This is a genomic window from Acidaminococcus sp. (assembly GCA_022482815.1).
Taxonomy (GTDB): Bacteria; Bacillota; Negativicutes; order Acidaminococcales; family Acidaminococcaceae; genus Acidaminococcus.
Genome location: JAKVOM010000001.1, coordinates 2,525,787 through 2,537,702 on the forward strand (window position 1 = coordinate 2,525,787; position 11,916 = coordinate 2,537,702).

Here is an 11,916-nt window from a genome sequence, read left to right on the forward strand (position 1 = left end):
CTCCAGTAAATTTACACCATTAACTGCAGAAAATGGTGATCCAATATCACAACGGCAGCCCGGGGAGAACGTCCGATGGCAAGGCCCATGTCCGACATGGTAAGACCTTGGCGCACCGGCACCTTACAGCGGCGGCACAAACTTTCAATCCGGTCACGGGTCCTGTCAGAAACGTCCGATGCAATAAGCACGAGACAAGCCTGACCATTTTTCAGTGCGTCTTCCACACCTTGGTCGCCCGACGCCAGTTTCCCGGCTTTTTGTGCCAGTCCCAGGGCAAAATAAATTTGTTTATCACTTTTCATGAGAAAGCTCCGTCAGCAAGGCATCCTTCGTTTCTGCCGATACAGAAACCTGCAGGGCCCGTTCCAGGCTCTTGGAATGAATAGCCTTATCAATGCAGGCAGGGTCAGGGCAGATGTACGCTCCACGTCCCGCCATCTTGCCGGTCTTGTCCAGGGCAACTGTCCCGTCCACCCGGCGTACAATACGGATTAATTCTTTCTTCGGTTTGGTTTGGCCGCAGCCGATACAAGTCCGCTGCGGGATCTTTTTTACTTTCATTCTGCGTCACCGTTTTTACTGCCAAAAGCATCCGGTTCCTGTGCCGCCTGAGTCTCGCTCTTGATATCAATCTTCCAGCCGGTCAGTTTCGCAGCAAGGCGGGCATTCTGCCCTTCTTTGCCGATAGCCAGGGAAAGTTGATAATCCGGAACAATCACGCGGCAAATCTTATTGTCAGGATCGGCAATCGCCTTATCCACCTTAGCGGGAGAAAGGGCGTTGGCTACGTATTCTTCAGGGTCTTCGCTGTATTTGACGATATCCACTTTTTCGCCGCGCAGTTCGTCAACGACGGTCTGAACGCGGCTCCCCTTCGGGCCGACGCAGGCTCCGACAGGGTCAACATTCGGATTCGTGCTGTGAACGGCAATCTTGGAACGCATACCCGGTTCACGGGCCACGCTGTCAATGACAACCGTACCGTCCTGGATTTCGGCTACTTCCAGCTCGAAAAGACGCTTCAGGAGGCCGGGATGAGTCCGGGACAGAATAATCTGCGGGCCCTTGGTCGTCTTCTTGACTTCTACGACGTAGCACTTCAGGCGTTCATGGTATTCATAGGTTTCATTAGGAATCTGTTCATTCGGCAGCAGTGTGCCTTCCGCACTCCCGAGGTCGATGAATACACTTTTTCCTTCAATGCGCTGCACGGTACCGGTTACGATGTCATTCTCGCGGTCGGAATATCTCGCATACACCATGCCGCGCTCTGCTTCGCGAATACGCTGTACAATTACCTGCTTTGCGTTCTGGGCAGCAATGCGGCCGAAGTTTTTCGGAGTAATTTCCTCTTCGATGACATCACCGGCCTGGTAATGGCTGTTGATTTTCTGGGCATCCGTTACAGACAATTCCGTGTTGGGGTCATGAACCTCATCCACGATGTTCTTGCGGGCATACACCTTGATTTCACCATTTTCTTTATCCATTGACACCCGTACATTCTGGGCAGATCCGAAATTCTTCTTGTACGCAGTAATCAGCGCTTCTTCCACTGCACTGTACAGAAAATCTACAGAGATTCCCTTCTCCTTCCCAAGCTGTGCAATGGCTTTCACGAAATCTGCATTCACTTTTTATTTCCTCCTTGTCTTTGTCTAAAAATCCAAATGCGGACGTACCGACGAGAGCAGTTTTCTGTCGATGACGAGTTTTCTATTCTTGAAATCTTTTACAGTCAATGAGGCATCATCATGGGACAAAAGGACAACGCCGGGTAGATTCTTCTTTCCTTCATAAGGGGCATAAAATGCCAGGTCTACCTTCTGGCCGTAGTGGTCTGTAAAATCCTTATCTTTCTTCAGCGGACGATCGATGCCCGGGGAAGAAACTTCCAGATAATATTTTTCTTTGATAAAGTCCCTCGCGTCCAGCTCTTTTTCCAGATCGCCGCTGACGGCGCTGCAGTCATCAATGTCGATGCCGCCTTCTTTATCGATGTAGACACGCAGGTACCAATCCCGTTCCCTGACGTATTCCACATCCACGAGTTCCACACCGTACTTTTCCGCAATCGGCCGGGCCAGTTCCGCCACCTTTTTCACGATGTTGTTTTTGTCCATTTCGGATTTTGCCTCTTTCCTTAAAGTAAACAAAAGAGCGGGTATAATACCCACTCTCTAAGGTCTGCCTCAGTTTTCTAGGCTATTATAACACTTGATACAATTTAAAGCAAGGAAAATAGCCGTCGGGCAGCGGCTGACTGCATTGGTTAGTACTGTAGTGCGGGCAGATTTTGGTTTGAAGCCCAAGGCAAACAGCAGTTGGCATTCAGCCGATAGCAGCAGTCAGCAAGAAGCGCTTCCAGCGTATAGCGTTTGGCTTTTGTCCTACTCTTCGGAAAAAAGTAGGTGGTTAGTGAATAGATTAGTACAATCGTACGAACAGCTACTTTAGCGGATTTTTAATGAAAAATCATGCTGACAGAGAAAAAGCGCCTTCAACATTCGTCCCCAATCCACAAACGGTCTGCGGACTGGCGGAAGGCGGATTTTTAAACAACAAGGCTGCCGCAGAAGCGACAGCCTTGCTTATGTGTTCAGAACAATTCAATCTGATCAGTAGCCGGGAGATCTCCGAGAATGCCGAGATCTGCCAGTTCTTCCACAGCGGAATTACTGATTTTGGCTCTCGTGCGCAGGTCTTCACGGGAAATGAAAGGACCCGCTTTACGCGCTTCGACAATGCCTTCCGCAGCCACCCCGCCGATACCGCCGATAGAACCCAACGGCGGCAGCAGTCCTTTTTCAGTCACAAGGAATTTGTGAGCATCGGATTTATACAGATCCACATCTTCGAATTCAAATCCGCGCGCCAGCATTTCCACGGCAAGTTCCATATAAGTTGCCGTATCCTTGTCATTGACGGACGCTTTCGTGCCCTGCACATAGACGTTCTTGATGAACTGCCGCATGTAGTTGATGCCTTTATGCACCTCAGTGTAATCAAAGTGCGGTGCCCGGATGGTAAAATACGCCGAATAGAATTCCTTCGGGTGATGTACCTTACAGTATGCAATGCGATAGGCTGAAAGGACGTATGCCACGGCATGCGCCTTCGGGAACAAATACTGCAGTGTCTGGCATGCCTTGATATAGAACTCAGGGATGTTGGCTTTCTTGAATGCTTCCAGTTGTTCGGCTTTGAACCCTTTTTTGTGAGCCTTGCCTTTACGGCTCCACTCCATGATACCGAATGCCATGCTCGGTTCCATGCCCTTATTGATCAGCCAGTTCATGATATCGTCACGTGTCGAGATTGTATCTTCCGTCGGCGTACCGTTACGAATCAAATCCTGTGCATTGTTCAGCCATACATCTGTACCATGAGAGTAACCGGAAATACGCAGTAAGTCAGAAAAGTTCTTCGGTTTAACGTCGGAAATCATCTGACGTACAAAGTGGGTGCCGCATTCAGGAACCCCATACGTCGCGACGTTCGTGCCGATATCTTCCGGTTCCACTCCGATGGACTTCGTACTGAGGAACAGTTCCATCGTATCTTTATCACCGATAGGAATACTCTTGCAGTAGCCATCCCCCAGCATATTATCCAGCATCTTAATGACCGTCGGATCATCGTGGCCGAGAATATCAAGCTTAACGATACGTTCATCGATAGAATGGAAATCGTAGTGCGTCGTAATCGTTCCTACCGTCGGATCGTCGGCCGGATAGGAGACCGGCGTGATGTAGTGCACATCGAGGTTACGCGGAATAACGACGATACCGCCCGGGTGCTGGCCCGTTGTCCGCTTGACTCCTGCCAGTTTCGGGATAAGGCTCTCAATAAAAGCCATACGCTTTATCTCACCGCGGTTTTCATAGTACTTCTTGATATAACCGTATGCCGTTTTCTCCTTAATGGTACCCAGGGTACCGGCACGGAACACGTTATCACGGCCAAAAAGTTCTTCCGTGTACTTATGAGCACGAGGCTGATATTCACCGGAGAAGTTCAGGTCGATATCAGGCACTTTATCACCATGAAATCCCAGGAATACGGCAAACGGGATATTATGTCCGTCGCGGATCATCGGCGTGCCGCATTCCGGACAATTCTTTTCGGGCAGGTCAAAACCGGATCCGACAGAACCATCCGTAAAGAATTCCGTATGGAAACACTTTGGGCAGCGGTAATGAGGTGCCAGCGGATTGACTTCCGTGATATTGAGCATCGTTGCTACAAAAGAGGAACCGACACTACCACGGGAACCTACCATGTAACCATCGTCGTTAGACTTCTTCACGAGCAGATGAGCAATATAGTACAGCACGGAGAAACCGTTGCCGATGATGGAAGACAGTTCTGCTTTCAGCCGGTCTTCCACAATTTTCGGCAGCTTCGGCCCATACCATTCGTGGGCCCGGGCGTAGGACATAGATTCTACTTTCTGCTCAGCACCGGGGATGTACGGGGAATACAGCTGATCACGATCCGGAACCGGTTTGAAATTCTCAATCTGGTCGCTGATTTTATTGGTATTCGTCACGACCACTTCGTAAGCCCGCTCTTTGCCCAGATAGGAGAATTCCTCGAGCATTTCTTCGGTCGTCCGCAGAAAGAGCGGCGGCTGCTCTTCATCGGGATAGCCCATACCTGCCTGCAGAATCTTACGGGCGAGACCATCTTCCGGATTGAGGAAATGCACGTCGCAGGTAGCCACGGTCAGTTTACCCAGCTCGTCCCCCAGCGACAGAATCGTCTTATTGATATTCTGCAAATCTTCAAAGCTCTTGATTTCAGGATGGGTCTCATCCTTCAGCAAGTACTGGTTGTTGCGCAAAGGCTGAATTTCCAGGTAGTCGTAATAAGAAGCAATCTGCAGCAGCTCCTCATGGGAAGCCCCGGCCAGAATAGCACGGAAAATTTCTCCGGCTGCACAGGCAGAACCGACAATAATACCATCGCGGTACTGGTCTATCAGCCCCTTGGTCATGCGCGGCCGTTTCGGTTTTCCGCCAAAATACTGCAGATGTGACAAAGATACAAGCCGGTACAAATTGCGCAGGCCGGCAATATTCTTGGCCAGCAGGATAATGTGATAATTTTTCTTATCGTCAATGCTGTGGGTCAGATACCCTTCAACGCCATAGATAAGTTTGATATCCTTACCCTTCTTCGCCATTTCTTTGGCTTCGTCATAACAGAACGGGAAAGCCTGAACGACACCGTGATCCGTAATGGCAAGCGCCTTGTGGCCCCAGTTGGCTGCCGTATCAACGAGTTCTTTCATCGGCGTCAGACCGTCCATCTTACTCATCTTCGTATGGCAGTGCAGTTCGACACGCTTATGTTCGGCGTTGTCCATCCGCTTCTCTGTCTTTTCGAGCATGATGCCCTTGACATTGGACATAACGAGTTCAGAGTTAGCGTACTTGTCCACGGCTACATTGCCCTGGATCAGGATTTTAGACCCGACAGGCAGCTTGTTCTGAAGGTCTTCACTTGCCTTTTTATTCTTGACAAGGTCATTGCCCTCCCGGTCGCCGAAGCGAATCTTAACGAGCAGCCCGTTTGTCTCATCAGCGAGATAGATGGACAAAATTACAGCATTCGTGCGCAGCTCACGGGTGTCATACTTGACGATGGTGCCTTCCACCACAACCCCGTTTTCTTCTTCCACGACTTCATCCATAGGCCGTGGTTTCTTCGTGATTTTGCGCCCATAAATGACGCCGTTTCCTTTCGGTCCTGCCATTTCGCCGCGCAGTGCCCGAAGTGCCTGCTGGTAGGCTTCGCTCTGGAACACACTGTTTTCCGTAACCTCACTGCTGTCACTGTCGTCGTCACTGCACTCTTCTTCGCAGGCTTCCGGTGCATCATCGTCAGGCAGCGGGACGTCCGGATCCGGCAGCGGAGCGGCATCCATATAAGGCGGATAATCCGTCTCTTCATGTTCATTGACAAAGGAAACGCGGGTAACGGAACAAGCAGCGGCAAGTTTATTTCCCACCGCTGCCAGATTTTGTTCTTCCAAGGGGTTCGTGACCATGTCATAGGCAACTTTCCACGTATTGTTCCCGCAGTCAATTTCCACGTAATCAAGAACCAGCCGGTTTAAACACGACTGCTGCTCCGGAGACAAATCAATGGTCTTCATAAAGGATAAGAAGTGATTCCTTTCAGGAATCAACCGATAACATGTTTCCTTCACGTCTTTCTCCCTTTATTCTTCTAAAATTTCAATCCGCTCCACCGATTTCTGTTTCTTGATACCTTCCAGAATTTGGTGGGCATTTTCAAATTTACTGATTTTGAGGCTTACCGTGATAGCAATATTTGAAGCTTCCGGGTGGTTTGTAATATTGAGCACACGTACCTTTACATTCATGCGCCTCAGGTAGTCAAGCACATCCACCATGCTGTCCGGCGAATTTGCCATCAGCATGCGCACTTTCCACTTGACATTCCTGCCGGGGGGCAGCACTTTCTTTTCAAGTCCGCGTACCGCCTCGAGCGTTACAAAGGTCACAATGGTGGTTACCGTACCAAGCACGTACATGCCGCACCCTACAGCGAGGCCGATAGCTGATACAATCCACAGGCTGGCTGCCGTTGTCAATCCTTTGACAGTCATTCCTTCGTGCAAAATCGTTCCTGCACCGAGAAAGCCGATGCCGCTGACCACCTGGGAAGCAATGCGGGAGGGATCACGCGACTGAGTGACGCCGTCCGTACCATAAATGGAGACAATCATGAGCAATGCGGAACCTGCCGCCACCAGAACGTGAGTCCGCAGCCCCGCCGGCCGATCACCGGCACTGCGCTCCAAGCCGATAATACCGCCCAAAAAGACTGCCAGCAGGATACGCAGGATCAGATGGCCAATCAGGATTGGCTCCATTGTATTGCCTCCTCTCAAGATCAGAGAGTCTTATCGAGGATCTCCTTGATCTTTTCTACATAATCAGACTCCAGGGGAACATCGCACATTTCCCCGGTATAACGTACTTTGACTTCCATGGCATTACGCGCCATCGTCTTCGGTCCGACAACAATACGAACCGGATAACCGATAAGATCTGCATCTTTAAACTTGACACCGGCACGTTCATCACGGTCGTCGATGATAGCTTCTATGCCCTTTGCGTTCAGGGCATTGTAGATTTCTTCTGCCTTGGCCACACTGGGTTCATCCTTCATGTTGACCGGCAGCACAATCACTTCATATGGAGCAATGCTCTTCGGCATAATCATGCCGTTTTTATCGTGATATTGTTCCACTACAGCGGCGAGGGTACGGCCGACGCCAATACCGTAGGAGCCCATATACATCGGCTTTTCCTTACCGTCAGGATCAAGGAACGTAGCACCGAGTGCGGCGGAATACTTCGTGTAAAGCTTAAAGACCTGGCCTACTTCAATGCCCCGGGCTTCTTTCAAATGCCCCTCGCAATGCGGGCACTTGTCACCGGCCACAGCCGTGCGGATATCAAGGACTTTGGTGTAAACAAAGTCACGGGACGGCTCCGCATTCACATAGTGTGTGTCTTTTTCATTGGCACCACAGCAGACATTATGCATATTCATGACGGTAGAATCAATGAGAATGGTGCACTTCTTTGTATCAAGACCGATAGGTCCCATAAAGCCCGGAACCGTACCAGCAGCCAGAATCATATCATCCGGAGCCATCGTTACTTCATTGGCACCGATAGCATTGGTCACTTTGATTTCGTTAACTTCATGGTCGCCGCGGACAAAGCACAGCACAAGGCCGCCTTTGTCGGAAGTGAAAGCAACAGCCTTTACACTCTTGAGGATCGGAGCTTTGAGGAAGTCACAGACAGCTTCAATCGTATTGCAGCCCGGTGTATTCTTCTTCTCAAGCGGCAGCGGAGCTTCATCCGGTGCCGGCAGTGCTGCACATTCAGCCTTTTCCACATCGGCCGCATAGTCGCAGGTATCGCAGTATACAATGCCTGCTTCACCGCTGTCTGCAATACCCATGAATTCGTGAGACCCATTGCCGCCGATTGCGCCCGGATCAGCTTCTACAGGTCGATACTTAAGGGCACAGCGGTCAAAGATGCGGGAATAAGCATCATACATTTTCTTATAAGACTCATCCAGGCCTGCTTCGTCGGCATCAAAAGAATAGGCGTCCTTCATAATGAATTCACGGCTGCGCATAAGTCCGAAACGAGGTCTCTTTTCGTCGCGGAACTTGCTTTGGATCTGATAGAGGTTTGTCGGCAGCTGGCGATAAGAATGCAGTTCGTTCTTCACGAGCGTCGTAATCATTTCCTCATGCGTTGGTCCAAGGCAGAATTCGCGGCTGTGACGATCGCGCAGACGGAACATTTCAGCACCGTATACATCCCAGCGGCCGCTTTCCTTCCAGATTTCAGAAGGTTGGACAATAGGCATCATAATTTCCTGGGCGCCTGTGCAATCCATTTCTTCGCGAATAATCTGTTCAATCTTTTTGATACTTCTCCAGGCAAGCGGCAGATACGTATAAAGTCCGCCTGCCAGCTTACGAATATAGCCGGCACGCAGCATTAATTTGTGACTTTCGAGGACTGCTTCCGCAGGTACCTCACGAAGGGTCGGTGCATACAGCTTTGAAACGCGCATTACTTTGACTTCCTTTCAGCAATAATTTTTTGAATTTCTACAGCCAATTGAGGAACCAGTTCTTTTTCGGGAACTTTCCTCAGAATCTCTCCCTTACGGAAGAGCAATCCTTCACCTTTACCGCCGGCAATCCCGACGTCGGCTTCCCGGGCTTCGCCCGGTCCATTAACTACGCAGCCCATGACAGCCACGGTAATCGGTTCCCTGACTTCAGCAAGGATTTTTTCGACTTCCGCTGCCATAGCAGCGAGATTGACACTCGTGCGTCCGCACGTCGGGCAGGAAACGAGCGTCGGTCCATGCCGTCTCAGGCCAAGCGCTTTCAGGATTTCATACCCCGTCGTAACTTCCGGACCCGGATCACCGGTGAGAGAAATACGCAAGGTGTCCCCGATGCCTTCTGCGAGAAGCGTCCCGATACCCACGGCCGATTTAATCACACCCGTGTGCACGGTCCCAGCCTCGGTAATCCCCAAATGAAGCGGATAATCACACTCTTTTGCCATCAGCCGATAGGCATCGATAGTCATAGGTACATCGTGGGCTTTGAGTGAAATGACGATATCATTATAATCCATTTCTTCCAAAATATGAATATGACGCCATGCTGCTTCTACCATTCCTTTCGGCGTCGGATGTCCGTCTCTTGCGATGATATCTTTCGGAATCGAACCGGCGTTGACGCCGATGCGGATTGGAATGCCCCGCGGCCGTGCCTCGCTGACTACTTTCCGGACATTATCGGCACCTCCGATATTACCGGGATTAAGCCGCAGCGCATCTACCCCGGAATGAATTGCCTCCAGCGCAAGCCGGTAATCAAAATGGATATCGGCCACAAGGGGGATCGAAATTTGTTTCTTGATTTCCTTCAGTGCCTCTGCCGCTTCCGGCGTCGGTACAGCACAGCGGATAATTTCACAGCCAAGATCGGTCAGACGATGAATCTGCTCGACGGTAGATGCCACATCCTCAGTTTTCGTATTGGTCATAGATTGGACTGCAATCGGATTCTTACCGCCGATTGCCACATCACCGATTTGTACAACCCGGGATGTCCTTCTCTGCATGCAGAAGACCTCCTATCGTAAGATATCATTCACAGTAGCAAAGACAGTCAGTGCCAGAATGAGTGCGACACCAACTCCCTGAATCGCCATTTTCACCTTTGGATTGAGTCTTCTTCCTGCAATTCCTTCCGCGACAAGAATCAGGAACTGACCGCCGTCAAGGGCAGGAATCGGGATAAGGTTCAAAATAGCAAGGTTGAGGCTCAAAAAAGCAATAAAACTGAGGAGCGGTTCCATGCCTTCCTTAGCAACACTGCCTGCCATCTGGGCAACTCCAATCGGGCCGGCCAGCTCAGCCGAAGCCTTCCCCGTCACAATCATGCGGAGACCGTCCAGCATTCCCAGCGTAATCCGTTTTTCGGCGGTGCCGGCGTACTTCAGGCTTTCCACAAAACCCATCTGTTTTTTCTCAAATTTGGGAGATACGCCAATCATATAGCGTTTGACTTCCGGCACATACTTCGGCAGTATAGATTTTTCGAGCTCTTTATCCCCGCGCCGGATGACAACCGTCACCTTTTTTTCCTGTGTTTCCTGAAGAATATCCCGGATATCATACCACTGCGTCAATTTTTTCCCATCAATGGAAAGAATCTCGTCGCCTTCGACGAGACCGGCAAGTGCAGCCGGCTGTCCGGCGACAACATTGCCAAGCACAGGCTGGTTTATGGGAATATCCATGCCGGACACAAAAAAGATGCCAAAATAAATCACAAAGGAAAGAAGAAAGTTCATTCCGACGCCGGCAAGAATCACCAGCATTCTCGCCCAAAGCGGCTTGCTTCCAAAACCGTTCGGCGTGTCTTCTTCCCCCGGTTCCATTCCGGCAATCCGGTTATAACCGCCCATCGGAATCAGGCGTAAACTATATTTTGTTTCTTTATCCTGAGTTTGGTAAAGACGCGGGCCAAAACCGATAGCGAACTCATCTACACGCATGCCCACGGCCTTGGCCATCAGAAAATGGCCTAATTCGTGGACAGAGATGAGAACGCCAAATACGATAATGCTCGCAATGAGTGCTATCAACTTATTCTATCCTCCATCCTCTTCACAATTGCCGAAGCTTTTTCCCGTGCGACACGGTCTGTCTCGACAATGGTTTCATAGGTTAAGGTAAATTCAGGTGTTACTACGTTAAGTGTCTGCTCAATGAGTTCCGCGATTTCAAGAAAAGTAATTTGGCCTTTGACGAAGCTTGCCACAGCGACTTCGTTAGCCGCGTTAAAAACAGCTGGCAGCGTTCCGCCCTTTCTGCCGCATTCAATGGCAATGGGCAGGCAGCGGAAAACTTCATAATCCGGCTTCATAAACGTAAGCGGCCCGCAGGTCAGAAGGTCAAGTGTATCAAAATGGGTATCCCAGCGATCAGGATAGCTGAGCGCGTATTGAATGGGCAGCCGCATATCCGGTGCACCGAGCTGGGCAATGACAGCCCCGTCCTGATATTCCACCAGGGAATGGACAATGCTCTGCGGATGCACAATCGGTACGATCTGATCATAGGAAGCATCGAAAAGCCAGTGTGCTTCGATGACTTCCAGTCCCTTATTGGCCAGAGTGGAAGAATCGATGGTGACTTTGGTGCCCATGTTCCAGGTCGGATGCTTCAGGCACTGGGCCACCGTTGCGTTTTTAAGTTCCTCCCGTTTTTTCCCACGGAAAGGACCGCCGGACGCAGTCAGGAGGATGCGTTTCAATTCTTTGTGATGACTGCCCTGAAGAGACTGAAAAATCGCGCTATGTTCGCTGTCTACCGGTGTCAGATGCACGCCTTCGCGCCGGATGGCATCCATGACAATGCTGCCTGCCGCCACCAGCGTTTCCTTATTGGCAAGCGCCAGGTTCTTCTTGGCATGAATAGCCGCCAGTGTCGGCTTCAGGCCGGCATATCCGACCATAGCACCCAGGACCGTATCTGCTTCGTCACATGTCGCCGCAGCCATGATACCTTCTTCACCGGCAAGAATTTCCGTCGGGCCGTGATAGCGCCTCTTGAGACGTAAAGCCGCCTCCGGGTCGGATAGTGCCGCAATTTTCGGAGCAAATGTCCGGATCTGTTCTTCCATCAGCTTGTCATTACTGCGGGCAGCAAGTGCCGCTACACTGAGTTTATCCGGATTGGATTTAACCACATCCAGTGTCTGCGTACCAATAGAACCGGTCGACCCCAAAATAGCAATGGATTTCATATTTCCTC

General features: G+C 50.5%; 10 protein-coding genes. All 10 read right to left on the reverse strand.

The window, feature by feature from the left end:
• Nucleotides 1-11 precede the first annotated feature (11 nt).
• On the reverse strand, nt 12-305 hold the full coding sequence (locus LKE33_10885) for a ribosomal L7Ae/L30e/S12e/Gadd45 family protein (GenBank protein MCH3951423.1): 294 nt from the start codon (nt 303-305) through the stop codon (nt 12-14).
• Nucleotides 295-564, reverse strand: coding sequence for a YlxR family protein (locus LKE33_10890; protein ID MCH3951424.1), 270 nt, complete (start codon nt 562-564; stop codon nt 295-297). Before LKE33_10890 ends, LKE33_10885 begins: the two co-directional genes overlap by 11 nt.
• Entirely contained in the window at nt 561-1,637 is a 1,077-nt protein-coding gene (gene nusA, locus LKE33_10895) for a transcription termination factor NusA (GenBank protein MCH3951425.1), read from the reverse strand. Before nusA ends, LKE33_10890 begins: the two co-directional genes overlap by 4 nt.
• Nucleotides 1,638-1,661: 24 nt before the next feature.
• Nucleotides 1,662-2,126: a ribosome maturation factor RimP gene (locus LKE33_10900; GenBank protein MCH3951426.1), complete on the reverse strand. Its 465-nt coding sequence runs from the start codon at nt 2,124-2,126 to the stop codon at nt 1,662-1,664.
• Between the two features lie 476 nt (nt 2,127-2,602).
• Entirely contained in the window at nt 2,603-6,220 is a 3,618-nt protein-coding gene (locus LKE33_10905) for a PolC-type DNA polymerase III (GenBank protein MCH3951427.1), read from the reverse strand.
• Between the two features lie 12 nt (nt 6,221-6,232).
• A complete protein-coding gene (locus tag LKE33_10910; GenBank protein ID MCH3951428.1) occupies nt 6,233-6,910 on the reverse strand; it encodes an MgtC/SapB family protein in 678 nt (225 codons plus the stop codon).
• Nucleotides 6,911-6,930: 20 nt separating this feature from the next.
• A complete protein-coding gene (locus tag LKE33_10915) occupies nt 6,931-8,646 on the reverse strand; it encodes a proline--tRNA ligase (GenBank protein ID MCH3951429.1) in 1,716 nt (571 codons plus the stop codon).
• Nucleotides 8,646-9,716 carry a flavodoxin-dependent (E)-4-hydroxy-3-methylbut-2-enyl-diphosphate synthase gene (ispG, locus tag LKE33_10920; protein MCH3951430.1) on the reverse strand — a complete coding sequence of 357 codons (1,071 nt, stop codon included), beginning with the start codon at nt 9,714-9,716 and terminating at the stop codon, nt 8,646-8,648. Before ispG ends, LKE33_10915 begins: the two co-directional genes overlap by 1 nt.
• A 12-nt stretch (nt 9,717-9,728) precedes the next feature.
• Nucleotides 9,729-10,745, reverse strand: coding sequence for an RIP metalloprotease RseP (rseP, locus tag LKE33_10925; protein ID MCH3951431.1), 1,017 nt, complete (start codon nt 10,743-10,745; stop codon nt 9,729-9,731).
• On the reverse strand, nt 10,742-11,908 hold the full coding sequence (locus tag LKE33_10930; GenBank protein ID MCH3951432.1) for a 1-deoxy-D-xylulose-5-phosphate reductoisomerase: 1,167 nt from the start codon (nt 11,906-11,908) through the stop codon (nt 10,742-10,744). The genes rseP and LKE33_10930 overlap by 4 nt, the downstream gene beginning before the upstream one ends.
• Between the last annotated feature and the right edge of the window lie 8 nt (nt 11,909-11,916).